This window comes from Streptomyces sp. NPDC000134, from assembly GCF_042899225.1.
In the GTDB taxonomy this organism is placed as follows: domain Bacteria; phylum Actinomycetota; class Actinomycetes; order Streptomycetales; family Streptomycetaceae; genus Streptomyces.
Genome location: NZ_JBIAZN010000003.1, coordinates 351,766 through 375,071 on the forward strand (window position 1 = coordinate 351,766; position 23,306 = coordinate 375,071).

The 23,306-nt window shown below is 70.0% G+C and carries 24 protein-coding genes; 9 read left to right on the plus strand and 15 right to left on the minus strand.

Annotation, left to right across the window (positions count from 1 at the left end; all coding sequences use genetic code 11):
- Window positions 1–10 precede the first annotated feature (10 nt).
- Window positions 11–658: a hypothetical protein gene (locus ACFY32_RS06400; RefSeq protein ID WP_359189524.1), complete on the plus strand. Its 648-nt coding sequence runs from the start codon at window positions 11–13 to the stop codon at window positions 656–658.
- Between the two features lie 20 nt (window positions 659–678).
- Entirely contained in the window at window positions 679–1,020 is a 342-nt protein-coding gene (locus tag ACFY32_RS06405; protein ID WP_359189526.1) for a hypothetical protein, read from the plus strand.
- Window positions 1,021–1,079: 59 nt separating this feature from the next.
- On the opposite strand, the gene ACFY32_RS06410 is transcribed toward ACFY32_RS06405, so the two are convergent.
- The 9 genes from ACFY32_RS06410 to ACFY32_RS06450 form a co-directional block, all read right to left on the minus strand.
- Window positions 1,080–1,541, minus strand: a complete 462-nt coding sequence (locus ACFY32_RS06410; protein ID WP_359189528.1) for a pilus assembly protein TadG-related protein — start codon at window positions 1,539–1,541, stop codon at window positions 1,080–1,082.
- Window positions 1,538–1,966: a TadE/TadG family type IV pilus assembly protein gene (locus ACFY32_RS06415; RefSeq protein ID WP_390673555.1), complete on the minus strand. Its 429-nt coding sequence runs from the start codon at window positions 1,964–1,966 to the stop codon at window positions 1,538–1,540. The genes ACFY32_RS06410 and ACFY32_RS06415 overlap by 4 nt, the downstream gene beginning before the upstream one ends.
- Window positions 1,966–2,427, minus strand: coding sequence for a TadE family protein (locus ACFY32_RS06420; protein WP_359189533.1), 462 nt, complete (start codon window positions 2,425–2,427; stop codon window positions 1,966–1,968). The genes ACFY32_RS06415 and ACFY32_RS06420 overlap by 1 nt, the downstream gene beginning before the upstream one ends.
- A 63-nt stretch (window positions 2,428–2,490) precedes the next feature.
- Complete coding sequence (locus ACFY32_RS06425; protein WP_359189536.1) at window positions 2,491–2,742, minus strand: hypothetical protein; 252 nt, start codon at window positions 2,740–2,742, stop codon at window positions 2,491–2,493.
- 52 nt (window positions 2,743–2,794) lie between these two features.
- Window positions 2,795–3,715, minus strand: coding sequence for a type II secretion system F family protein (locus tag ACFY32_RS06430; protein WP_390673556.1), 921 nt, complete (start codon window positions 3,713–3,715; stop codon window positions 2,795–2,797).
- Window positions 3,712–4,767 (minus strand): type II secretion system F family protein, encoded by a 1,056-nt coding sequence (locus ACFY32_RS06435; RefSeq protein WP_390673557.1) that lies wholly within the window; start codon window positions 4,765–4,767, stop codon window positions 3,712–3,714. The genes ACFY32_RS06430 and ACFY32_RS06435 overlap by 4 nt, the downstream gene beginning before the upstream one ends.
- A 2-nt stretch (window positions 4,768–4,769) precedes the next feature.
- Entirely contained in the window at window positions 4,770–6,077 is a 1,308-nt protein-coding gene (locus ACFY32_RS06440; RefSeq protein WP_359189545.1) for an ATPase, T2SS/T4P/T4SS family, read from the minus strand.
- Complete coding sequence (locus ACFY32_RS06445; RefSeq protein WP_390673558.1) at window positions 6,074–6,922, minus strand: hypothetical protein; 849 nt, start codon at window positions 6,920–6,922, stop codon at window positions 6,074–6,076. The genes ACFY32_RS06440 and ACFY32_RS06445 overlap by 4 nt, the downstream gene beginning before the upstream one ends.
- 19 nt (window positions 6,923–6,941) lie before the next feature.
- Window positions 6,942–7,664 carry a hypothetical protein gene (locus ACFY32_RS06450; RefSeq protein ID WP_390673559.1) on the minus strand — a complete coding sequence of 241 codons (723 nt, stop codon included), beginning with the start codon at window positions 7,662–7,664 and terminating at the stop codon, window positions 6,942–6,944.
- A gap of 687 nt (window positions 7,665–8,351) precedes the next feature.
- Here ACFY32_RS06450 and ACFY32_RS06455 point away from each other — a divergent pair.
- The 6 genes from ACFY32_RS06455 to ACFY32_RS06480 all read left to right on the plus strand — a co-directional run bounded on the left by ACFY32_RS06455 (window position 8,352) and on the right by ACFY32_RS06480 (window position 13,517).
- Entirely contained in the window at window positions 8,352–9,023 is a 672-nt protein-coding gene (locus ACFY32_RS06455; protein ID WP_390673560.1) for a hypothetical protein, read from the plus strand.
- Entirely contained in the window at window positions 9,020–10,096 is a 1,077-nt protein-coding gene (locus ACFY32_RS06460; protein WP_390673607.1) for a hypothetical protein, read from the plus strand. Before ACFY32_RS06455 ends, ACFY32_RS06460 begins: the two co-directional genes overlap by 4 nt.
- 199 nt (window positions 10,097–10,295) lie before the next feature.
- Window positions 10,296–10,595 carry a hypothetical protein gene (locus tag ACFY32_RS06465; protein ID WP_390673561.1) on the plus strand — a complete coding sequence of 100 codons (300 nt, stop codon included), beginning with the start codon at window positions 10,296–10,298 and terminating at the stop codon, window positions 10,593–10,595.
- Window positions 10,596–10,597: 2 nt separating this feature from the next.
- Window positions 10,598–11,815 carry an enoyl-CoA hydratase/isomerase family protein gene (locus ACFY32_RS06470; protein ID WP_390673608.1) on the plus strand — a complete coding sequence of 406 codons (1,218 nt, stop codon included), beginning with the start codon at window positions 10,598–10,600 and terminating at the stop codon, window positions 11,813–11,815.
- A 31-nt stretch (window positions 11,816–11,846) separates the two neighbouring features.
- A complete protein-coding gene (locus ACFY32_RS06475; RefSeq protein ID WP_390673562.1) occupies window positions 11,847–12,761 on the plus strand; it encodes a hypothetical protein in 915 nt (304 codons plus the stop codon).
- Window positions 12,762–12,797: 36 nt separating this feature from the next.
- Entirely contained in the window at window positions 12,798–13,517 is a 720-nt protein-coding gene (locus ACFY32_RS06480; RefSeq protein ID WP_390673563.1) for a hypothetical protein, read from the plus strand.
- 4 nt (window positions 13,518–13,521) lie between these two features.
- Here ACFY32_RS06480 and ACFY32_RS06485 read toward each other — a convergent pair whose 3' ends face one another.
- The 6 genes from ACFY32_RS06485 to ACFY32_RS06510 all read right to left on the minus strand — a co-directional run bounded on the left by ACFY32_RS06485 (window position 13,522) and on the right by ACFY32_RS06510 (window position 18,410).
- Window positions 13,522–14,115: a hypothetical protein gene (locus ACFY32_RS06485; protein ID WP_390673564.1), complete on the minus strand. Its 594-nt coding sequence runs from the start codon at window positions 14,113–14,115 to the stop codon at window positions 13,522–13,524.
- Window positions 14,108–14,752, minus strand: a complete 645-nt coding sequence (locus ACFY32_RS06490) for a hypothetical protein (RefSeq protein WP_390673565.1) — start codon at window positions 14,750–14,752, stop codon at window positions 14,108–14,110. Before ACFY32_RS06490 ends, ACFY32_RS06485 begins: the two co-directional genes overlap by 8 nt.
- 31 nt (window positions 14,753–14,783) lie before the next feature.
- On the minus strand, window positions 14,784–16,025 hold the full coding sequence (locus ACFY32_RS06495; RefSeq protein ID WP_390673566.1) for a hypothetical protein: 1,242 nt from the start codon (window positions 16,023–16,025) through the stop codon (window positions 14,784–14,786).
- 161 nt (window positions 16,026–16,186) lie between these two features.
- Complete coding sequence (locus ACFY32_RS06500; protein ID WP_390673567.1) at window positions 16,187–17,707, minus strand: putative T7SS-secreted protein; 1,521 nt, start codon at window positions 17,705–17,707, stop codon at window positions 16,187–16,189.
- Window positions 17,704–18,027, minus strand: a complete 324-nt coding sequence (locus ACFY32_RS06505; protein WP_390673568.1) for a hypothetical protein — start codon at window positions 18,025–18,027, stop codon at window positions 17,704–17,706. The genes ACFY32_RS06500 and ACFY32_RS06505 overlap by 4 nt, the downstream gene beginning before the upstream one ends.
- 80 nt (window positions 18,028–18,107) lie before the next feature.
- Window positions 18,108–18,410, minus strand: coding sequence for a WXG100 family type VII secretion target (locus ACFY32_RS06510; protein ID WP_359189574.1), 303 nt, complete (start codon window positions 18,408–18,410; stop codon window positions 18,108–18,110).
- 324 nt (window positions 18,411–18,734) lie between these two features.
- Here ACFY32_RS06510 and ACFY32_RS06515 point away from each other — a divergent pair, with 324 nt between their 5' ends.
- The gene (locus ACFY32_RS06515) at window positions 18,735–23,300 is read left to right on the plus strand and encodes an FtsK/SpoIIIE domain-containing protein (RefSeq protein ID WP_390673569.1); all 4,566 of its coding nucleotides are present in this window, start codon (window positions 18,735–18,737) and stop codon (window positions 23,298–23,300) included.
- Window positions 23,301–23,306 lie beyond the last annotated feature (6 nt).

Consider the following 23,306-nt stretch of genomic DNA (forward strand, 5'->3'; position numbering starts at 1 on the left):
AAACAAGGTCATGAGCGAGACACCATCAGCAAACACAGAGCACCAGGACACTCCTTTCGGCATCTCGGTCTCCGTTCCCGAGTCGTGGTGGGAGTTCGACATCCGGCCCGAAGGGCGGGAGGCGACCATCCGGAGCTTGGTGGACGCGCGGGTCCGGGACCTGCCCGACCTGGCGCCGTACCGCGCCGACATCTCCGCCATGCTCCGCAAGATGGCCAAGGACGCCCACGACTCCGGGGCGTTGTACCTCGGTTGCATGGCCGAGAACTTCGACGGTGTCCCGCTGTCCGCGACCGTCACCGTCTCGGTCCTCGGCGCGAAGGACCGGCAGGGCGTCGCCCTGTCCACCGATCCCCGGGCGATCGCCGAGAACCTGCGCACGATCACTCCGCGCCGCGAGGGCGACGCCTGGCGCGAGGTCACGACCGTCGACATCCCGGACGTGGGCACCGCGGCGCGGACCTACGGCGTCGAGGACGTCCCGGTCGCCGAGGGCGACAGCCGTACCCTGCGCATGGTGCTGACGCAGACGTACATCCCCGTACCGGGAACCACCGATCAGGTCGTGCTCGTCTCCGGGGCCAGTCCCGTGCTGGACCTCGCCGAGGCGTTCCACGACATCTTCGACGCCGTGACCGGCACCTTCCGTTTCGTCTGACCCGAGGAGGGCCGCACGCCATGGGCAAGGGCAAGAGCGATCTCGCGCTGCCGCTGGAGGAGCTGGAGGGATACGGGCGCCGGCTGCGGTCGCTGAAGACGCGGCTGAATCACACCAGGAAGCTGTTCGAGTCGTACAAGGACGACATCGGCGACGGCAGTGTCAACGACGCCCTCGGCGACTTCGAGTCCAACTGGGAGGACGGCCGCGAGGACATCACCCAGCAGCTCGACGCCCTCGCCGACATGTCCGACGCCGTCGTCCGCGAGTTCAAGAAACTCGACGACGAACTCACCAAGCAGATCAACGACGCGGTGAAGACGGAGGACAAGCGGGGCGGCAAGGGTGGCGGCGCGAAGTGACCGGGCGTCTCGCAGGTCACCGCCGCCTTGGCTGAACCGAGGAAAGGGACGGGCAGGGCTCAGCCGACCTCGTTCTCCGCCACCGCGCGGCCCCGGACCACCACGTCCCCGCCGTAGAGCATGCCCGTGAACACCGGGGAGTACGTGAGCCGCACCTCGACCTCGACGCGGTCGGTGTCGGCCGCGACGCAGTGGGTGCCGGCGATGTCCGCGCCGGTCATGTCCATCTCGCGGGCGAAGGTCTTGACCCGGGCGTCGCAGTTCTCGTAGTTGATCGGCGCGGGTCCGCCCTCGTTGTCGTAGAGGGCCTCGCGGTCGATGTCCTGCGCGGCGAAGCGGGCCGCCTGTTCCGCGATGTCGGCGGCGCGTTCGCGTTTGGAGATGGACAGGCCGCCGTCGATCACGAAGGCGGAGAGGGAGAGGAACACCAGCGCGAAGATGATGACCGCGCCGGCGCCCGAGCCCCGGTCGTCCAGTCGCCCGAGCCGCGCACCGAGCCACCCGCGCGCCCACGCCCTCACGCCGTCCTCCGGTACGGGTCCAGTGGGGAGCTGAAGCTCGCCGACAGCGTCGTCGGGATGTCCAGGCCGATCATCGCCAGGCCCCGGACCTCGCAGCTCACCTCGACCGTGAACAGCGTGTCCGGTTCGAAACCGGCACTCTTCTGCACCACCGACACCGGGCCGGAGCAGATGTCCTCCAGGTCGGCCTGGGCCGCCTTGCGCGCCTCCGCCATCGCCGTACCGTGGTCCTTCTGGATGGAGCCGGCGCGGGCCGCGTCCCGGGCCGCGCCGTCGATCGCGCCCCGGCCGTCGACCAGTTGCCCGAAGGCGACCAGGACCAGGATGAACAGGATCATCACCGGCGCGAGGATCACCACCTCGACGGTCGACAATCCGCGGTCGTCCGGCCCACGGCCCCGCGGGCCCCGGTCGTACGGGCCCATCAGTTCTCCTCCTCCCGCACGAACCGTTCCACCGGCCCCACCGACCGCGCGTGCACCGTCAGGTCCAGGCCGGGGAAGACCGTCGGGATACGGGCGGTGATCTCCACGCCGACCATGTCCTGCTCCGGCTGGAGCATCGTGACGTCGGGGGCGAGGACGAGCTGTGGGCCGAGCTGGCTGATGTAGCTGTCGACCACGGCCCCCGCCTCGCCGCGCCAGCTTCCGGGCTGGGCGTCGGCCGTCGCACGGGCCTTGCGCGCCCCGGCCTGGGCCGCCGCCTGGGCGACGTGGTCGGCGAAGAAGTACAGCGCGAACTGGACCGTCGCGAAGATCATGAAGAACAGGACCGGCGTGAGGAACACGAACTCGATCGCGGTCATGCCGGAATCGCCGCGGGTGGCCGCCGCCGCACGCGCGGCCCCCACCCTGCGGCGCGTCCAGTCGCGCAGTCTCGCCCGCATCCCCGTGCCCCCGGTGTCCCCGTGTCCCCGTGTCCCCGTGCCGTCCGCCGTCCCGCGTCCGGCTCAGCAGGTGCCGTCGGCGTCGGCGCCCTTGATGCAGTTGCCGACCTTGTTGGCGCCCTCGCTGAGCGCGGCGTTGATGATGGCCGCCACCACGCCGACGATCGCCACCACGACCGCGGAGATGATGACCCACTCGACCGCGGACGCGCCCCGGTCCAGTTCGCCGGAGCGGGCGCGCTCCACGCGGGCGCGCAGGAAGGTGACCAGGAAGTCCATCGCCGGGATGCCGGTGCTGAAGTTCCGTCCGTTCATGATGTGTCGTCCTCTCGAAACAGTGGGGTGGGCAGGATTCGTCGGGAGCCGCTCACACCTGGAACACCCGCATCGCGGCCGGAAAGATCAGGAACACCAGGAACCCGGCGCACAGCAGCAACTGGGCCACCAGCATCGACTGCGACTTCTCGCCCGCGCTGCCCTCGATCTCGGCGAGTTCGCGGTGCCGCATGGTCTCGGCGCGGGAGGCGAGGGACTCGCGGACCTTGGCGCCGTCGTCCGCGACCAGGGCCAGGGAGGCGGAGAGGTCCTTCAGTTCCTCCACGCCGAGTTCCTCGCCGAGCCGGCCCAGCGCCTGCCACTGGCTGACGCCGGTGATACGGGCGTCGGCGAGGGCGTTGCGGATGCGCTGTGTCGCCCAGCCGTCGGACACCTCCGCCGCCGCCATCAGGGCCTCCGGCAGACCCCGGCCGCCGGCCAGGCTCATGGAGACCAGGTCCAGATAGGCGCCGATCACCCGCCGCAGGTCACGGCGCTTGTCCGCCGCGTCCCGCCGGATCTCCAGGTCGGGGAGGAAGAAGAAGACCACCGCGCACAGCAGGGCCAGCCAGACCGGGACGGCCGGGCTGCGGTTGAAGCCCAGCGCGTAGACGACCGCGAACAGGAACGGGCCGAAGAACAGCCCGGTCGCCCCCAGCAGCACCTTCGTGGCGAGGAACTTCTCCCAGCTCCGGTCCAGCACCGCCAGGTCCGCGCGCAGCGAGCGCTGCTCCCAGCCCTGCTGGAGGTAGAACTCCGCGACCCGCGCCCCGACCTGGGCGCGCAGCGCACCGAACCGCCCCGTCTCCTGCGGCGTGCGCGCCGTCTCGTACGCCGATCCGCGCGCCCGCATCGCGTCGATCCGGGCGACCTGCTGGACGGGGCTGCGCCTGCTCGGCATGAGGGCGCGGACGAGGGCGTAGACGCCCAGGCCGAGGACCGCGCCGACCAGGACCGGCATCGTCAGGTTCACCGTCGTACCCCCTCTCCCTCTCCCTCTCCCTCTCCCTGCTGGCCCGGATACGGCTGGGACTGCACCGCCGCCGGGGCCTGCCCCGCCGTCTGAGGCCGGCCCGACGCGGCCGTACGGGGACGTACGAACCGCACGCCCGAGTCGCTCCGCACCAGGAACCGCTCCGGCGTCTCGATCGTGGACAGCTTGCGCAGCCACCAGAAGCCCAGCGCGAACAGCCCGCACACGCAGAGCAGGACCAGTTGGCCGACCGGTGTGCCGTACGGCTCGACGAAGTCGCGGTTGAAGACGGACAGGCCGAGGACGAACGCCACCGACACGGCGACCACGATCTGCACCGACCGGCGGGTGGAGGCGCGCTGCGCCATCACGCGCTGGCGCATGTCGACCTCCTCGCGCGCCGACTTGGCGAGCGCGCCGAGCACCTGCCGCAGGCCGGGGCCGCGCAGCCGCGCGTTGAGGATCAGCGCGGCGACGATGATGTCGGCGGAGGCGTCGTCGATCTCGTCGGCGAGGTGCTGGAGCGCGTCCGGCAGCGGCGTACGGCTGCGCAGCCGGTCGACGAGGGCGTCCAGATGGGGCCGGAGCACGGGTGCGGCGGCCCGCGCCGACGCCGGGATGGCCTGCTCCAGGCCGACCGCGCCGGCGATGGTGTCGCGCAGCGACTCCGTCCAGGAGGCGAGGGCCTCGACGCGCTTCATGGCGGCGCGTTCCTCGGCGGCGCCGCCGAAGAGGCGGTCCCAGAAGAAGACGAGGACGCCGGCCGCGATGCCGAGGACCGCCCAGCGGGTGAGCAGCAGGACGGCGAGGCCGACGATGGCGGCGAGGGAGCCGCGCTGACCCGCCCAGCGGATCAGTTCGCCCGCCCGCTCACTCGCCTGCCGCTTCTCGTGCTCGGGCTTGACCGGCAGCCCGCGTACGGCGACCAGGAGCAGCGCGAGGCCGCCGCCGACGGCGACGCCGCAGCCGATGGAGTACAGGACGGTGGCGGAGAACAGTCCGCCCAGCGAACCGAGCGAGCCGAGTGCCGCGAGCGGGGTGCTGGTGGTCATGCTCACCCCCACGTTCCGCTGGGCCGGTATCCGTGCGCGATGAGGTCCTCCAGGCAGGCGAGGGGGGCGTGCGGCACGATCCGGCCGTCGGGTGCCTCCGCGAAGACCTCGCTGGACAGCACCCGTCCGTCGACGCCGTTGACCTCGCGGACGGAGGTGACCATGCGCTGGAGGCGTCCGCCGGTCTGGAAGTCGTTGCGCCGCTGGACGAAGACGACGAAGTTGACCGCGCCGGCCACCAGCATCTGGCTGGCCTCGATGGGCAGCCGTTCGGTGGCCTGGAGCGCGTACGTGGAGATGCGGTTGAAGACCTCGCTGGAGCTGTTGGCGTGGATCGTGGACAGCGAGCCGTCGTTGCCCTGCGACATGGCGTTGAGCATGGTGACGATCTCGTCGCCGAGGACCTCGCCGACGATGACGCGGGAGGGGTTCATCCGCAGGGACCGGCGGACCAGTTCGGCCATGGAGATGGCGCCCTGTCCCTCGGAGTTGGGCAGCCGCTCCTCGAACGCCACCACGTTGGGGTGGAGTTCGGGGAACTGGTCCAGGCCCAGCTCCAGGGCCCGCTCGACGGTGATGAGGCGTTCGTGCGGCGGGATCTCGTTGGCGAGGGCGCGCAGCAGCGTCGTCTTGCCGGCGTTGGTGGCGCCCGCGATCATGATGTTCTTCCGGGCCCGGACCGCGCAGGCCAGGAAGTGTCCCAGCTCGGGCGTGAGCGTGCCGTTGCCGACCAGGTCGGAGATGAACACCTTGCCCATCCGGGCCCGGCGGATGGACAGCGCGGGCCGGCGGGCCACGTCCATCACGGCCGACAGCCGGGAGCCGTCCGGCAGCCGCAGGTCGAGCTGCGGGTTGGCGGAGTCGAACGGACGGGACGACAGCCCGGAGTACGCGCCGAGCACCTGGATCAGCTCGATCAGTTCCTCGTCGGTGTCGGCGACGGGCTCGCCCCGCACCTCGCGCCCGTCGCTGTAGCCGACGAAGACCTGGTCGCAGCCGTTGATGTCGATGTTCTCGACCTCGGGGTCGTCGAGCAGCGGCTGGAGCCGGCCCACGCCGAACAGCGCGGCGTGCACGGCGGCCGCGTACTGCTCCTCGGTCTCGGCGTCCAGCGGAGTACGGCCCGCGGTGATCTCGGTGCGGGCGTACTCCTCCAGGATCTGCGCGATGACCGCCCGCGCGTACTGCCGCTCGTCCTCGGTGGACATCGGCGTGACGCCGTTGACCTGGTCCAGGCGGCGCTGCTCGGCGATCCGGTCGCCGGCCTCCTGCCGGAACCGCTTGACCAACTGGTGGTCGACAGCGGTCATCGCCCGGCCTCCGCGCGGCCGTTCAGGTGCGGACCGGCGGGTACGGACCAGGCGGCGCCGAACTGCTGGTAGAGGTCCGCGGTGACCTTGCGGGCGGTGCGGATGAGCAGCGACTTCTCCAGCTTGCCGCGCTTGCGCCCGGCCAACTGGCCGGCGCCGGCGGGGTCGTCGGCCATGGTCCCGACCACCCGGGCGCCGGTCCCGGCGTGCACCAGCATGTCGTTGACCTGCCCGGAGAGCTTGCCCGCGGTGTTCGGGTCGGCTATCAGGACCACGCCGATCGCCGGGGAGGCCAGGCCGGCGGCGCCGCGCGGCCCGCCGTGCAGCCTGGCGGACAGGGCGGCGGCCCGGTCCCGGACCCGGGCGATGGCCTCGGGTTCGGTACGGGAGACCAGCAGCACCAGCGCGGCGTGCGGGAACAGCTCGACGGCCGGGGTGTCGCCGCTGATCCGCCCGCAGTCCGCGATGACGTCGGCGGGCGCGTGCGGCGAGTCGGCGAGCGAGGCGAAGGCCCGCCCCAGCGTGGGCCACAGCCCGGCCAGCCCGGCGGCCTGCTCGGCGATCCCCAGCCCGACGAGCACCTCCAGCCCCCCGCTCAACGGCTGCACGTGGTCCCACAGTTGGTCGGGAACGAGTCCGCGCCGCGCGGTCGCGGCGATGGACAGCATCCCGGTGTTGGGGTTGAGCGGCCCGCCGTGTGCGGCGGCGGAGCGGTACACCAGGTCGCCGCCCGCCGGATCGGCCTCGGCGAGCAGGACGCGGCGCGGCCAGACCGCCGCGAGGGCGACGGCCGCGGTGGTGACGCCGGGGGAACCCTTGTCGGCGGCGAGAGCGATGAGCGCCATGGCTTGTCGGTGCCGCCTTCTACTTCGCCGGGACGCGCACGACGGCCAGCTCGCCCGCCGACGCCGCCGAGGCGAGCGCGGCGGCGTCGCCCGCGTCGACGAGGAGGGTGAGGGAGAGGGTGCCGGTGCTGATGGTGGAGTCGCCCGGCTTCTTCACGGTGTAGACCTGAGCGTCGTCGACGAGGGCACCACCGCCGGAGGACGCGGCGGCGTCGTCGCCGCTGCCGGAGGACGAGGACGAGGAGTTGTTCGCCCCGACCCGGTAGGCGGCGACATGGTCACCGGGCTTGATGTCCGCGGGGTACTGCCCCTCCTTGAGTGCGACACCCAGGGCGGCTTTGCCGGCGGGAAGTTGCTCTTCCTTGGCGAACATCTCGCCGACGGCGAGGGAGCCCGCGTAGATGGTGGACTTCGCCTTGAAGGTCTTGAGGACTTCGCGGCTCGACCACTCGACGTAGTGGATGTCCGGGTCCTCGGCGACCATCACCGAGGTGACGTTCTTGTCGGTGATGGACTCACCGGCCTGGATGTCGGCGGTCACCTTGACGACCTCGACCCGGTCCCCCGCGCGCAGCACGAGCATGGTGGCGCCCAGCGCGCCGACCAGGACCAGCAGGACGGCGAGCGCGGCGAGTGCGGGTTTGCGCTCGCGAGGAGGGGTGGGAAGCCGGTCGCCGACCGGCGCCTGAGCCGGAACCGCGGCACGCCCCGCGCCCGCCCCCGTACGCTCTCGGATCTTCACGCAACCGCTCCCCGTACACCCAAGATCTGTCTGCCAAGTCCGCAGAAGACTCTGCGTTTTCGGACACTTCGCCCGTGTCCGCGCGACCTGGGCGAACGGCCAGCGCCGCGGCGAGTGTCAAGCCATCGCACCGTATCAGCCGCCCATAGGCCCCTCAAGGCATACACGACCCCCCGCCACCCGCCGCCCACCCCGTTACTCATCTGCAACTTCGCACGCCTGACCCCCAGTTGCCGAGGGCACCGCTCACCGCCTACGTCATGTGCGGCAGCGAACCCCCGGCCCCCGCGACGGTGCCGCACGCGGCCGGAGCCCATCACGGGCCGGACATGATGCCTGCACGATTCACTCACGAGGGTCACAAGCCGACGCACGGCGCACCGTCCGCCCGGAACGGCGACGACGGCTGCGCACGGCGCGCACGGGTGCGCCCGCACAACTCCCCCGGCCCTCACCCCTCCCGCCCCGACCGGCTCCGGCGGCACGATCGGGGACCTGCTCGCCGGCATCTTCGGCACCACCCGGGCCGCAATCGTCCAGGAGATCCAGTCCGTCGACCGGTGGTGCGGCGCGCATCCGCCATACGCGACCACACCCTGTCCGAAAAGCTTCGCACTGGCGAAACCGAGATTCCCACGGATACCGTCTGTGGCCTTGACTGACCATCTGTCTCACGGGGAGCCCACTGTGAAGCGCCGCACTGTGCACGCCGCTGCCGCGCTCGCCGCCGCCTCAGCCCTGCTGCTGACGGCCTGCGGCGGCGAGGACGGCAAGTCCAGCGACAACGACAAGATCGCCGGAGCCGATCAGGGAACAGAGGCTCCCGAGAAGCCGGCACAGCCCTCGGGAGCACCGGCGGCCGACAAGCCCGACGGCGTGGACGTGTCCCTGCCCAAGGACATGAACCTGGTCTTCGACTGGGACAAGCCGCAGAACGAGAACGAGGCGGCCGCGATGGACGACGCGGCGAACTTTTTCCGGGCCATCTACCGGGGCGTCGACAAACGCACGGCCAAAGACGCGGCCGTGACCGCATATGCCACTCGCGAAGGACTGTCGTACGCACAGACGCAGATCAATGCCTGGATCGAAGGCGGCTGGACCGCGGCCGGCACACTGCGGCATTACGACGTCACCACCCGGTCCGCCGCGAACGGCACCTCTGTCGAGGTGGCCTTCTGCGCGGACTCGGGGAAGTTCTTCGGCAAGGAAATCAAAACCGGGAAGGTCCTCAAGACCGATCCCAGCATCGAGGACTTCGACTACTACAGAATCATCATGGTCAAGTACCCCACGGGTGAGGGGCTGTGGCAGGCGTCGAAGGTGTTCGTGGAGACGAAGGCGGCGAAGTGCCAGTGAAGGCCTCGGCCCGCACGCTTCTAGGCACTGCCGCACTGACTCTGACCCTCAGCACCCTCGTCTTCACAGAGTCGGCGTACGCGGCGAAGCCGGTGGGCTCCGGCAAGGGCGCCACCACGGAACAGACAGGCGGCGGTGACACCACCGGCATCTACGCCGCCGCCCGCATCCAGTACTCCGGCTCCGTCACCAAGGACGGCAGCGCCGGAAACGTCACGCCGTCCGACGTCAACTGGTCGCCACCGCCCTGCTGGTACGCCCCTTACCTCGGTGCCAAGGACTTCAAGGAGAAGATGTCCGAGGACATCGACAACGCCCTGAACACCCCCGGCATGGGCGGCACCGCCGGCTCGGCGATCGGCGAGGTGAAGCGCCACTACGAGGACGAGTACGGCTGGACCGGCACCCCCGGTTACAAGGACTACAACGTCGAGCAGGACGGCAAGGGCATGTTCTGGGCCGGCGTCGAGAACCCCGACGAGCCCGACATCCTCAAGCGGGGTTCCTGCACGGATCTCCCGTTCTGGGTCGACAACGGCGAGGCCCCGCCGCCCCAGTACGAGGAGGCCATCCGCCCGGAGCTGCTCGCCGCCCTCGCCTACCAGCACATGCAGCTTCCCGGCACCGAGGTCAGCCTCGCCCCGGCGGGCACGACCAAGGTGAACCTGCCGACCTGGGCATGGCTCGACAAGGCCGTCTTCGACGAGGTCCGGGCCACGGCGGCCATCGACGTCCCCGGCTTCAGCATCCAGGCCACGACGACCGCCAAGCCGGTCTCCCTCACACTGGTGCCGGGCACGCCCGACGCGGAGACGTACCCGGCCTCCGGTGAGTGCCTGATCGACGGCGGCTCCATCGGCGAGCCGTACGCCAAGGGCAAGGCCGACCGGACCCCGCCCTGCGGCATCAAGTACCTGCGCTCCTCCGGCGACGGCACGTTCAAGCTCCGGGCCACCATCACCTGGGACATCACCTGGACCGGCACCGGCGGCACGGGCGACGACCTCCCCGACGGCACCTTCGGCACCACCCAGGCCGTCACCGTCCAGGAGATCCAGTCCGTCAACCGGTGACCGTCAGCAGGGAACTGTTCGCTCGATCGCTACAGAACATGCACGCGAAACGCCCCTGATGCCCGCTTTACGAAACTGTTCGCGCTGGCGGCACGAGGAGCCGCCCCGATACCGTCGATCAGCTCGGCCGAAGCCGTCGCGCAACGCCTCCTTCGGCCCCGCACACCCATGACGACCGCTCGCGGAGACCGGACACCAGATGAGTGACCTGCGCCTCGAAGACACCGTCTTCGAGCATCTGAAGAAGACCTTCTCGTCCATCAGCGACCGCATGGAGTCGACCCGCCGCACCCTGCGCGGCTCCGACGCCTCCGTCGTGGGCGAGAGCGGGCTCATCGAAAACCTCCAGGACTTCGCCGACGACTGGGGCTACGGCATCAAGCAGCTCGGCAAGCACACCCACGGCGCCGTGAAGATGATCAATACGATCAGCAAGACGTTCGACCAGCTCGACCTGGAGCTGGCCGAGTCGCTGAAGGTCAAGAAGAAGGGCAAGTGACCGTGTCCGGAAAGCGGCCCGCCTTCCCCCGCATAGGCTGGGACCCGACTCCCGGAGACGTGGAAGACACCCGCGAACTCGCCAAAAAGTTGGGCAGCCTGGCCAGTGAACTGGGCACCACGGTGGAGGAGCTGTCGCGCATCGAGTGCGGCGCCTGGAAAGGCAAGACCGCCCTCGCCTTCACCGAGTACATAGGCCACGACGTCACCCCTCTCGTACGCAAGAGCTACGAGTCCTTCGACAAGGCCTCTCGCGCCCTGCACCGCTGGGCCAACGAGTTGCAGGAATTCCAGGACGAGGCCGACCGGCTGGAGAAGGCCGCCGGCGAGAAACTCGACGAGCAGGAGAAGGCGGAGACCGAAGCCGGCGGCAAAGGCAGCAAGGAACTCGCAGAAGCGTCCAGCGCTGTCGACCAGGTCACGCAGAAGGTCTACGACCTGCAAGAACGCTACAAAGAGGCCGCCCGCCAGATCAGCAAGGAACTGGACAAGGCCGCCGACATCGCTCCCGACGAGCCCGGCTTCTGGGACAAACTCGGCAAGGGCATAGCCGACGCCTGGGACGCCACCGGCGACTGGCTCAAGGAACACGCCGACCTGATCAAGGCGATCGGCGACGTACTCAGCGACATCACCGCCGTACTCAGCATGCTGGCCATTGTCACCCTTCCCTTCCCACCCCTCGCCGCGATCTTCGGTACGGCGGCTCTGATCGGCAGCGGGCTGTCCCTGGCGGCACATGGTGTGGCCAAGGCCGCGGGCGCCGACGTGAGCTGGATGCAGGTCGGACTCGACGCGGTCGGGCTGCTGCCGGGCATCGGCATGTTCGGCAAGGGAGTCAAGGTCGTCAGCGAGGCGAAGGCGGTGACCACGGCGGGCAGGCTGGGCAAGGGGTTCGAAGCCACCAAGATCGGCAGCTCGCGTGTGCTGCTCTCCTTCGGCCAGGAGTCGACCGCGCTCAAAGGCGGCCTGGGAAAGGCAGGCTTGGTGAAGATCGGGGGCATCTCCGATGACGTGTATCAGGTGGCGCACGGAAGCAGTGGGCTGATGTCCCGTATGGGGGGCTTGGCCGTGCAGGGTTACCACCAGGGCCAGCTCATCGGTACCAAGGGCGCTAACTTCATCCCCGGGGTGAACATCGATCCGTTCGGAGCGGGTATCGCCCTCGACGCCGGTCTCAAGATCGCACCCAAGGTCTACGGCCATGTGACCGACGACTAGCCGATACGCCTCGAGGAGGATGCACGCCGATATGCCCATCTGGGAGCCCGGTCCGGAGGAGACGACGCTGGAGCGCGTCCCGGTCAGATTCGCCACGGGTGCCGCCACGCGCGTCAAAGGTATGCGGTGGTTCCGCGACCCGGAGCGCCGCGATATCCAGCGGGACCTGGAAGGCTGGCCCGGAGGACCGTCGTACACAGCGCGTCCGACCGGCGAGACGGCGTCGCGGAATACCCTCAAGGGCGTGGCTGTGGCAGCGGGGGTCGCGATTCTCGGTGTGTTCACCTCTCAGGGCGGCAGCACGCCTGGTGGTCCGTCGGAGGACGGCTCCGATTTCTCTCATGACCACGCCGATGAAGTCGACGACTTCCCCGTCATGTGGGCCGCGCCCGGCACCATCGCCCGGTCACTGCCCTGGCGACTGGACCCCGGGCGTTCCTCGGACAAGGTGTACCGCACCCATGCCGTCATTACCGACCGGCGCCTGCTGATCGTGGGCTTTCCCTACATCAAGGGCAACGATGAACTGATCGACGACGAGGTCCTGTTCGGTGTCCCGCGCTCCGCCGTCCGGCTGGTCGAGAGACGGCAGTTCAGACACGGCACGGACGCCAAGGTCGTTTTCGCCGACGACTCATGGTGCCGACTGGAGAGCATCAGACGGAACCGGCTGGTCCGGTCTCTGGAAAAGCCACCGGAATTCCTACCCCTCGCATCGCTCACCCCGGCACAACGGGCCACGGCGGAGTCTTTCGCTTCGGCGCAGGCTCCGGACGCCCAGCCGCCTCTGGTGACCCGCAACGCGTGCGGCTGTTTCCGGGTCGACGTCGTGGCCCCGAGCCGGACCGACGCATTCTTCGGCCGTCCCGACCTGACCATGGTCATGGCCTCCGACGGCACGGAACGCCGACTCACGGAGTATCACCCCGAGGACGTCCGTGACTGACCACCACCCGTCGGACCGACCCGAACGGCACCACCCGTGACAGACACACTCATGGCGGAGGGCATTCCACCGCTCTGGTTCCTCGCCCCTGAGGGATTCTTCGCCCTCCCGCTCTCCTCGCGGGCCGAGCAGATCACCGACCGCGTCTCCTCTTTCGTCCGGGAGCTGTACTCCCGGGGCGACGAAAGCGTGTGGGAACCCGCCGTCCCTTACTACGCGGCCATAGCCGACATGATGGGCTCAGCGGGGCTCTCGTACGCCGCGTTGGGCCTGTTCTCCACAGCCGACGAAGCGGACGACACCGACGGGTCGGCAGAGAGGCACGAACCTTCCGAAGGCGTCGCGCAGTGCGCCTTGACCGTGGGCATCGTCGCCACGGACCACGCCGGCCAGGACACCGACGTCGTCGCCCAGGGCATCCTGGCCACACTCGCGGCGGACCCCTACAACGACGCCGTATGGCTCGATCTCCCCTGCGGCCCGGCGGTCTCCAGCATCACGCTGCGCGAGTACCGTCTCGGGCCCGAGGTGACCGCCAGCACCGAGGAGACGACACTGCTCACGGGACAGATCCAGGTGCACATTCCGTTCCCCACCGGCCCGTGCACCGCGGTTTTCACGCTGCACACCGCCTCGATGGACCACTGGACGGCGATCTACCGACTGATGTCGGCCATCCTCCAGACGGTCTCGTTCACCGACCCGGCCGAGGAATGGGCCGGTGAGCCCGCGACGTTTGCCTCCGAGCAGTCGTAAGGCGTCAGAACTCGACAGTCACCGTCTGGGCCATGCTGTCGATCGCCTCTTCGATCTCCTCGGCGATGCCAGGAATCGTCCAAGAGCCGAGGAGCATCACAGCAGCCTCCGCACCGGTCGGCCTGATCCCGTACGTGAGTGTCTCCATCAGGATTCCGGGTCCGCCGGGCGGCCGGTCATCCGCTGCGAAGTTCTGCCGAATACGCACGGCGGGTCCGGCCGGCAGATCGACGCGCCTGACATCCGGCGCTCCGAAGTCGTGTGCGCTGAAGGTGTCGGTGAGCCAGTCGAGACTCAGCTCGGGAACCGTTGTGTCCGGGTGGATGAGATCGACCTCCAGCAATGCGAGAGCGGTGTCGAACCCGTCGGGGTAGTACGCGAAGGCGTAGAACGGGTCGCGTCCGCGGCTGTCGTCGGCACGGGCGCGCAGGTTCTTCCGCAGGACACGCTTGTCCAATTCATGGCCGGCCGCCTTGCCGCGCTCCCAGAGGAGGGTTGCGGTCTCCTTGGCCCAGCTCCGCACGTCGTCCGTCGGTTCCAGCGGAAGCGGTACCCAGTCCGTGGGGCAGACGATGCCGCATGTGCTGATGTCACTCATGGGAGCCGTCACCGCCCACCCAGGTGAGAGAGCCCGCCACGGCGTCGAAGAGTTCGGTCATGGCGTCGGCGATCCGCACCAAGGGCGAGGAGAACGTCAGCAGCAGATGCCCTCCCGTTCCCGGTACCGGCATCTGATAGCTCACGGTGACCGAAGGAAGAGCCTCCGCGGAACTCCCCGCTGCGCCCATGGGCGCCGGGTGGCCCGGCTCTCCCGTTGACCTGCGCACCCGGAGGGCCGTCCCGGCGGGCAGCTCGACCTCTGACACGTCCGCGTCCACGTTCTCGGAGTACCGGGAGGCGAGGTTCGACACCGTCGGTACGCTGCCACCAGGCAATGGCGGGACCAGGCTGACCAGGAGCGACGCGGGCACAGTGAGCGCGCCTGCCCGCTGCAAGCTGATGTACAGCTCGATGCCGCCTTCTTCATAGGCAGCTTCGGCCTGGGTGAGGAGTTCCTGGCGCAGCCGTTGTTTGATGTGCGGCGCGCTGTCCGTCCCCTCGAACTGGCGGTTGACCAGGGCTTCGACCGAACGGACTCGCTGTTGCGGCTCGATATGGACACGGAACCACCCCTCCGGCAGGAGGAGTCGGTAATCGGAGGGAGGCACCGTGGCGGTCCCCGCTTGCGAAGTCAAAGAGACGACTCCTGTTCTTCCATTTCGCGCATCATCGATTTGTGGGATTCTGCCGTACTCTGTCGAGATACAGTCGGCTGGCGAGCGAACTCACCGAAACCGGGCCCCACGTGGCCACGATGGTGAGCGCCGACAGCAGGCCCGCGGTGAACTCCGGCACCGTGCCGCCGAACAGCCCCGCGAGCAGCACGGCGGCCATGAGAGGTACGACGATCAGCTCGTTGCCGCCTATCACCGCGCGATGCCAGTCCGTCTCCGTGCGCGCCGTTCTGGCGTCCATGGGTGACATCCTGCGAGCGTCCGCGGCCAGCACGTGGCCATGCCACCAGGGGTCACCGTCGTTGGTGTGCCGTAGCTCCTCGTCCGTCGCGGTGCCGCCCAATGCCCCGGCCAGTTCCGCCCATCGGTCGGCTCCGCCTGGCCCCGAGAACCAGTACCGGTACGGGAGCAGGGCCCGAGCGCGGCCGGCACCGTCTCGGATCTCGACGCCCAGCCGTTCCCCGGTGTCCGGGGCGACGAGGCTGACCATCCGGGCCGCACCGTGCGTACCGGTGCGGCCCAGTCGACGTTCTTCGCCGACCGTGTTGGTCAGGACGACTTCTCGTGGGGTCACCCGTACGACCGCCGTCCGCAGGAATCTGCGGGTCGTCTCCGTGCCCGCCGCTGGAGCGGGCCGGATCACGGTGGCCACGGAGACCGTGGTGTCCCTTCTGGTGCGCCACCAGGCGCTGAGGCGCAGGATCGCGTCAGCCGAAGGGACCAGCAGCAGACCGAACGCCGCGATGGTCAGCGCCCAGTCCAGTCCGGACGCGAATCCGACGACCATGCCGATGAACCACCCGAGAAGCCCGATCCCCCGGGCCCGGCCGTGCCAGCGGGGCAACTCGGAATGGCTCGCCCGATCCGGTCGTGCGCCACGGCTGCGGTCGTACCGCCCGGTACCGGTACCGTCTCGCGAACCGTGTGCTCTCTCCTCCAGCGGAATCCCGACGGCCGCGACGACATCGCGGAGCCCGGTCCGGCCCAGGCACTCGGATGGGCGCAATTCCGCGACCCCCACCGCACCGGCCTCCGGGAGCCAATCAGCCAGGGGCGCGGTCAGCAGGTCTCGGCCGTCGTCCGCACGGAAGACGAGGACACCCCAGCGCTCCGCCGGTCGACGTGTCGCGGCGTCCCACGCGTCACCGTCCGGTGGCAGGAAGACGGCACGGTGGATACCGCCGGGCCCTGCTTCGTAGCGTTGTTCTCGCAGTCGGTCGTCGCGCACGACCAAGGTCCGTCCGTCTGCGTACAGCCGGGCCCGGCGTACCAGGAGCGTGCGATGCCGTGTCATGCCCCGAGGCCGCACCACGGGCTCCGCCGGAGGCTCCGGCGGCTCGCGCCGTGCCGGCCGCTCGGTCATCACTGGTTCCATTGGCCCACCGCTCGTCCGTCTCACCCGTTGCTCGTCGTCGTGGCGTCCTTGACACCGGTTGCCGACCACACGCCGTCGTCCAGTCCCGGGATTCCCACCTGATCACCGATCAGGCCGGTGATCGGCCCCTTGTCCAGTGCGTCCGTGGCCGACGCGACCGCGGTCGAACCCGCCCAGATGCGGGTCTGGGCCTGGTATACGTCCGTAGCCGCCTTCACCGCGCTGTCGGCGTGCAGGGAATCCGCCATTCGTCCGAGGCTGCTTTGGATGTCGGCAATGCCCGAATCCCCGACTCTGGGCCGCGCGCCTGCCCACGTGTCGGCGTCGAAGAGCTGCTGCACATTGCTGGGACGCAGGTCCTTGGCTCCCTTGATGCTGTCCACCGACTCCTTCCAGATGAGTCTCGGACTGAACGCGTCGACCATGTTCCGTGCGCCCGGAAACCAGCCTTTCGGTGCCTTGGCGACCGCTTCGACAGCGGCCTTGCCGCGAGGCGCCCCGCCGCTGAGTTCATTCGCCTTTTTCCAGGCCTTGTTGACCGCCTTTTTGTACGCCGCCGTATTCGGTTTGGCCTTGATTCCCTGGCGGAGCGCCCGCGCTGCCGCCGACCGCCCAAGGCTCTGCGCCGCCTGCGACGCACCCTTGGCGCCCGCCAGTGCTCCCCGTCCGATGCCGAACGTGGCAAGACCGACAACGTCGAGAGCGACGTCGAACCAGCTTCCTTCACCGGCGAGCGCCAGCAAGGTGTGTCCCACCAGAGAGAGCAGCGTGGCCCCGAGCGCGATGGTGCCGAGGACCGCGGCAAGCGCCTGTCCGACGATCGGGACCCAGCCGACCATGAGGGACAGGGTCCCGCAGATGGTCGCGACCCAGCCCAATGTGTCCAGGGCTTTCTTGATCCATCCGGAATTGTCGTGCACCCAGTCCTTGAACTTGTCCCAGGTGCCGTCCTTCAACCCGTCGTGGTCGATGGCGTGACGAATGGCATCCCGTGCCCGCTTCGCCGCCGCGTCGCGGACACGCTTCGCGGCTTCTAAATCCTTCTTGGCCTTCTCGAGCGCGGTCGTGGCGGCTTCCTGCCGCTTCTCCAGCTTCTTGCGATCGGGGGCGTCATCGGCCGTCTTCTCCGGAAGCTTGTCGATGGCGCCGCTGCTCGCCCTCTGCTCGTCATCAGCCTCACGGGCATCCCGGAGCGCCTTGTCGGCCATCGTCTGCGCCCGGTGGAGCTCCGAAGCGTACTCCTTCGAGGAGCCGCCTTCGACCACTTTCTCGCCCAGGGCATCGGCGGCGGTGTCGTACCGCTTGAATGCCTTGCGCAGTTTCCCCTCCGCCTCTTCGGCCTCTTTGCGGAACTCCTCCGCCGTCTTGCTCTTCCACTCGTCGACGGATGCGAGTGCCTTGATCTCGTCCGCCTGCTTCTTGATGGCCTCGGCGGTCCGTCTCAGTTCACGGCCGAGCCCCGCGATCTCTTCCGGGTCGCCGGGGATCGGATCGGACAATTCCCCGATCACCGCCCACTCTTCGGCGCGAGGGCGCGTCACCGGCCGCCCCCCTTGGTGTTCGGCGTCTTCTTGTCCGTGCCGCGCAGGGCCTCGGCAAGCGCGTGGTCGATGTCCTCGTATGCCTTCGCAGCCGTGGAGAGAAGACTGGAGAGCTTCTCCAGTTCCTCCGTCAGTCGCTCCCGGTGGATCTTCCAGTTGTCACCGAAGGCACGGAAGACATCGACCAGTCCCTGGTCGCCCAGCGTGCCCACTCCCAGACCTTCGGCCGGGTTGGCGTTGCCGGTGAATTCCCGGTGAATCCGGGAGATCGACTTGGCACTCTCCTTGATGCGTCCGATATCGGCGGTCTGATCCGACACCCCTGCCCCCCGTCGAGGCTTCGCTCTGTGCGGGCCGGCCGCGAGCGGCCCGCGGCCGGCCCGCGGTACCGGTCAGGAACTCACTTGCTCCGGGCCTGCTTGGCCAGTTCCTCGTCGATCTGTTCGAACTTGTCGGCCGCCGTCGTCAGGTAGTCGCCCATGCCGTCCAGGCCGTCCAGGGTGTCCTTGGTGCCGCGGACGAACTCGTCGAAGTTCTCGTCGAACGCCTTGGAGGAGGACTTCGTGACGTAGCCGGACTGGACGAGGTTGTTGATGTACTTGCGGAGGCCGTCGAGCTTCTCCTGGAGCTTTTCCTTTTCCTTCACGACATGCTTCGCAGCTTCCCGCATGTCCTGGTATGTGATGTCAAGGTCCTTGGCCATGAAGCCGCTTCCTCTCAACATGCCGCAGGGCCAACCCCCGTGGCTCCCTGTTCGCGGACAGAACCGGTCGACTGCCGTCGGGCCGGGCCGGTGTGATCGTCCGTTCTCGAGGCAGCAGCTTACGGGGGTGACTTGTGGTGTCACATCCCCGAAGGAAGAGTGGACCGGAGGGGGAGAACGCGGTGGGGAGAGCCTGTCGGCCGTTGCCTTCGGGAACGGCCCCGCGCGAACCGTTGCCCCGTTGTCGTACCCAGCGGATATCGTCGTCCGGACCGTGACCCGCGTCGCGGAAGCGGCCACGGGGGAATGCTGGGGAGGACGAGCGTGCGCCTGACTCTGACCGTCGTCGACCCGTTCGGCGGGGGCACCGCCGATGTCGTGCTCGACGCCGATCCCGAGTCCACCGTGGGGGACATCGCCGCCGAATTGGCCGGGCAGGTCGGTGTGCGGGGCGCCCAGGTCGTTCCGCTCGGGCACCAGCGGCTCGCCCCGGCGGGCAACGCGCCGCTGGTGTACGTCGACGGATACCCCGTCGACCCGTCGGCGACGGTCGTCGGGTCGCCGTTGCGGGACGGAGCCGTCGTCAGTCTGCAGGACCCGGCCGGATGTGTGCCCGGCGAGCCGACCGGGCTGGTGGAGCTGCGGGTCGTCGGGGGCCCCGGCGCCGGGTCCGTGCACCGGCTCGGGGTCGGGCGGTACGACATCGGCAGCGGCGCCGCCTCGTACGTACGCGTCGATGATCCGGAGGTCGACGGGCGCGCGCTGACCCTCTCCGTCGCCGGCGACGGGTCCTGCGAGGTCGCCGTGCACGCCGACGGGCCGAAGGTCACCCTCGACGGGGAGCCGATCGGCGGCGGGGACGGTGCCGGCTGGCCGATCGGAGGGCAGATCGGCGTCGGCAACAGCCTGCTGGAGCTGGCCCGTTACACGCCGCCCGACGCCGCCCTGAAGTGGTCCGACGACGGGATCGGGCTCGATTACAACCGGCCGCCCCGGCTGCGTCCGCCCGAGCGGCAGACCACGTTCCGGCTGCCGTCGCCGCCCCGCGAGTTCGAACCCCGGCCGCTGCCCTGGCTGATGGCGCTCACCCCGCTGGTCGGCGCGATCGTCTCGGTGCTGATCTTCCAGCGCTGGTACTACCTGATCATGGCGGCGCTGAGCCCGCTGATCCTCTTCGCCCAGTACTTCAGCGACAAGAAGCACGGCCGCAAGTCCCACGCCAAGCAGGTCAAGGAGTACAAGGAGCAGAAGGAGCGGATCGAGCGCGACGCGCAGGAGGCGCTCGTCGTCGAGCGCGACGACCGGCGGCACGCCATACCGGACCCGGCGACCGTGCTCTCGATGGGGACCGGGCCGCGGACGCGGTTGTGGGAGCGGCGGCGCAACGACCGGGACCATCTGCTGATGCGGGTGGGCACCGGGCAACTGCCGTCCGAGGTCGTGCTCGACGACCCCGAGCAGGACGACCACCGCCGGCAGGTCACCTGGAAGATCGAGGACGCGCCCGTCGCGCTGTCGCTGCGCGACCTCGGTGTCATCGGCATGGCCGGACCCGGCGACTCCGCGCGGGCGATGGGCCGCTGGGCCGTCGCGCAGACCGCCGCGCTGCACAGCCCGATGGACGTGCAGTTCTACATACTGAGCGAGAACGCGGCGCGGGAGTCCTGGGACTGGGTGCGGTGGCTGCCGCACGCCCGGCCCTCCGCCGGCCAGGACGTCAACGTGCTGATCGGCACGGACGCCGAGACCGTCGGCGCCCGCATCGGCGAGCTGACCCAGATCCTCGACGCCCGCAAGAAGGCCGCCGAGCAGCACAGGTCCCAGGGCGCCTCCTTCAGCGACCCGGACATCGTCGTCGTCTGGGACGGTTCGCGGCGGCTGCGGTCCCTGCCGGGTGTGGTACGGCTGCTGCGCGAGGGTCCGGCCGTGTCCCTGTACGCCCTCTGCCTCGACGCCGAGGAGCGTTTCCTGCCGGGTGAGTGCCAGGCGTTCGTCGTCGCCGAGCCGAAGGCCGACGCCGAGGCCGCCCGCGCGGCCCCGCGACAGGCACAGCAGTTCGTCGGCGGGTTCCCGTCCTTCCAGGCGTGGCACACCGGGACGCCCGAGCCGGAACGCCGGTACGACGAGCGGACGTTGCGGCTGCGCGTCGAGGAGGCCGGCGCCGAGCGGATCGAGGACGTACGGCCCGACTTCGTCACCCCGGCCTGGTGTCTGCGGCTGGCCCGGTCGATGGCGCCGCTGCGGGACATCAGCGGGGAGACCGAGGACTCGGCGCTGCCCGGGTCCAGCCGGCTGCTGGACGTGCTCCGGTTGGAGCCGCCGACGGGCGAGGCGATCGCCGCGCGGTGGCGCACGGGCGGGCAGTCGACGCTGGCGGTGATCGGTGAGTCGTACGACGGGCCGTTCGGCATCGACCTGCGCAAGGACGGGCCGCACGGTCTGATCGCCGGTACCACGGGTTCCGGCAAGTCCGAGCTGCTGCAGACGATCGTCGCCGCGCTGGCCGTGGCGAACACGCCGGAGCACATGACGTTCGTCCTCGTCGACTACAAGGGCGGCTCCGCCTTCAAGGACTGCGTGAAGCTGCCGCACACCGTCGGCATGGTCACCGACCTCGACGCCCACCTCGTCGAGCGGGCCCTTCAGTCGCTGGGCGCGGAGCTGAAGCGGCGCGAGCACATCCTCGCCGCCGCCGACGCCAAGGACATCGAGGACTACCAGGACCTGGTCCGGCGCGACCCCGCGCGCCCGCCCGTGCCCCGGCTGCTCATCGTCATCGACGAGTTCGCGTCGATGGTGCGGGACCTGCCCGACTTCGTCACCGGGCTGGTCAACATCGCCCAGCGAGGGCGGTCCCTCGGCATCCACCTGCTGCTCGCCACCCAGCGGCCGAGCGGTGTCGTCTCCCCCGAGATCCGGGCCAACACCAACCTGCGCATCGCGCTGCGCGTGACGGACAGCGGCGAGTCCACGGACGTGATCGACTCGCCCGAGGCCGGGCAGATCTCCAAGAGCACGCCGGGACGGGCGTACGCGCGGCTCGGGCACGCCTCGCTGGTGCCGTTCCAGTCGGGGCGGGTCGGCGGCCGCCGGCCCGGTGCTGCGGACCCGGCGGCGCTCAGGCCCTGGGTCGGGCCGCTGGCCTGGGAGGACCTGGGCCGGGCGGCGCTGGCCAAACCGGCGTCCCAGGCCCGCGAGGACGACGAGATCACCGACCTGAAGGTGCTGGTCGACGCCGTCCGCGACGCCGACCGGGCGCTCGCCGTCCCCGCCCAGCACAGCCCCTGGCTGCCCGCGCTGGACGAGACACTGCTGCTCGACGACATCGAGGTCCCGGTCAGGCCGGCGCCCGCCCCCGGCGCGCTGCCGCCCGCCCCGTACGGCGTCGAGGACCTGCCCGCCGACCAGGCCCGCCGCCCGGTCGTCGTCGACTTCGCGTCCTTCGGGCATCTGATGATCGGCGGCGCCCCGCGCAGCGGCCGGTCCCAGGTGCTGCGCACCATCGCGGGCTCGCTGGCCCGCACCCACTCGGTCGCCGACGTCCATCTGTACGGCATCGACTGCGGCAACGGCGCCCTGAACGCGCTGACCCGACTGCCGCACTGCGGCGCGGTCGTCGCCCGCAACCAGACCGAGCGGGTGGTCCGCCTGGTCAACCGGCTCAAGGGCGAGCTGGACCGCCGCCAGACGCTCCTCGCCGACAAGGGCTTCGCGGACATCGGCGAGCAGCGGGCCGCGGTCGCCGAGGACGAGCGGCTGCCGCACATCGTCGTCCTGCTGGACCGCTGGGAGGGCTGGGTGCCCACCCTCGGCGAGATCGACCACGGGGCGCTGACGGACGAGTTGCAGACGATGATGCGCGAGGGCGCCGGCGCCGGCGTCCACCTCGTCCTCACCGGCGACCGCACGCTGCTGGTCGGCCGGATCGCGACGCTCACCGAGGACAAGTACGGTCTGCGGCTCGCCGACCGCGGCGACTTCTCCTCGCTCGGCATCCCGGCCCGCAAGGTCCCCGAGGAAATCCCGCCGGGCCGCGCCTTCCGCAACGAGTCCGGTACGGAGACGCAGTTCGCGCTGCTCGCCGAGGACACCACCGGGCAGGGGCAGGCGGCGGCGCTGGGCGCGATCGGCGAGGCGGCGGCGGCGCGCGACGCGGATGTGCCGCGGGCGCGGCGGCCGTTCCGGGTGGACAGCCTGCCCAGCCGGATCTCGTTCGCCGAGGCGTGGGAGATGCGGGACCCGGACGCGTCGCGCTCCAAGCTGTGGGCGCTGGCCGGGATCGGCGGCGACGAGATCGTGGGCTTCGGGCCGGATCTCGCCGCGGGCGTGCCGGCGTTCGTGATCGGCGGTCCGGCCAAGTCGGGGCGCTCGACGGTCCTGCTCAACATCGCCCGTTCGCTGCTCGCGCAGGGCACCCGGTTGGTCCTCGCCGCGCCCCGGCAGTCGCCGCTGCGCGCCCTGGACGGGACGGAGGGGGTGCTGCGGCTGTTCACCGGCGACGACATCGACGAGGACGACTTCGAGGAACTGCTCGACGAGGCCGAGCCGTCGCCCGGGGCGCCGGTCGCGGTGCTGGTCGACGACGCGGAGATCCTGGAGGACTGCGACGCCGCGAGCCAGATGAAGAAGATCGTCTCCCGGGGTGCCGAACGCGGCCTCGCGCTCGTCCTCGCCGGTGACGAGGAGGACGTGTGCAGCGGCTTCTCCGGCTGGCAGGTCGACGTGAAGAAGGCCCGCCGCGGCATCCTGCTCTCCCCGCAGGAGACCTCCAGCGGCGACCTCATCGGGCTGCGGCTCTCCCGCGGCCTGGTCGGCGGCCAGATAACCCCGGGCAAGGGCATGCTCCACCTCGGCGACGGCGAGCTGCGCACGGTGGTGGTGCCGGGGTGAGCGGCG

Bases quoted from the DNA above. Each gene is read 5' to 3' on its own strand.
- ACFY32_RS06400 (WP_359189524.1), top strand. From the start codon at position 11: ATGAGCGAGACACCATCAGCAAACACAGAGCACCAGGACACTCCTTTC.
- ACFY32_RS06405 (WP_359189526.1), top strand. From the start codon at position 679: ATGGGCAAGGGCAAGAGCGATCTCGCGCTGCCGCTGGAGGAGCTGGAG.
- ACFY32_RS06415 (WP_390673555.1), bottom strand. From the start codon at position 1,966: ATGGGCCCGTACGACCGGGGCCCGCGGGGCCGTGGGCCGGACGACCGC.
- ACFY32_RS06420 (WP_359189533.1), bottom strand. From the start codon at position 2,427: ATGCGGGCGAGACTGCGCGACTGGACGCGCCGCAGGGTGGGGGCCGCG.
- ACFY32_RS06425 (WP_359189536.1), bottom strand. From the start codon at position 2,742: ATGAACGGACGGAACTTCAGCACCGGCATCCCGGCGATGGACTTCCTG.
- ACFY32_RS06435 (WP_390673557.1), bottom strand. From the start codon at position 4,767: ATGACCACCAGCACCCCGCTCGCGGCACTCGGCTCGCTCGGTTCGCTG.
- ACFY32_RS06440 (WP_359189545.1), bottom strand. From the start codon at position 6,077: ATGACCGCTGTCGACCACCAGTTGGTCAAGCGGTTCCGGCAGGAGGCC.
- ACFY32_RS06445 (WP_390673558.1), bottom strand. From the start codon at position 6,922: ATGGCGCTCATCGCTCTCGCCGCCGACAAGGGTTCCCCCGGCGTCACC.
- ACFY32_RS06465 (WP_390673561.1), top strand. From the start codon at position 10,296: ATGAGTGACCTGCGCCTCGAAGACACCGTCTTCGAGCATCTGAAGAAG.
- ACFY32_RS06475 (WP_390673562.1), top strand. From the start codon at position 11,847: ATGCCCATCTGGGAGCCCGGTCCGGAGGAGACGACGCTGGAGCGCGTC.
- ACFY32_RS06485 (WP_390673564.1), bottom strand. From the start codon at position 14,115: ATGAGTGACATCAGCACATGCGGCATCGTCTGCCCCACGGACTGGGTA.
- ACFY32_RS06510 (WP_359189574.1), bottom strand. From the start codon at position 18,410: ATGGCCAAGGACCTTGACATCACATACCAGGACATGCGGGAAGCTGCG.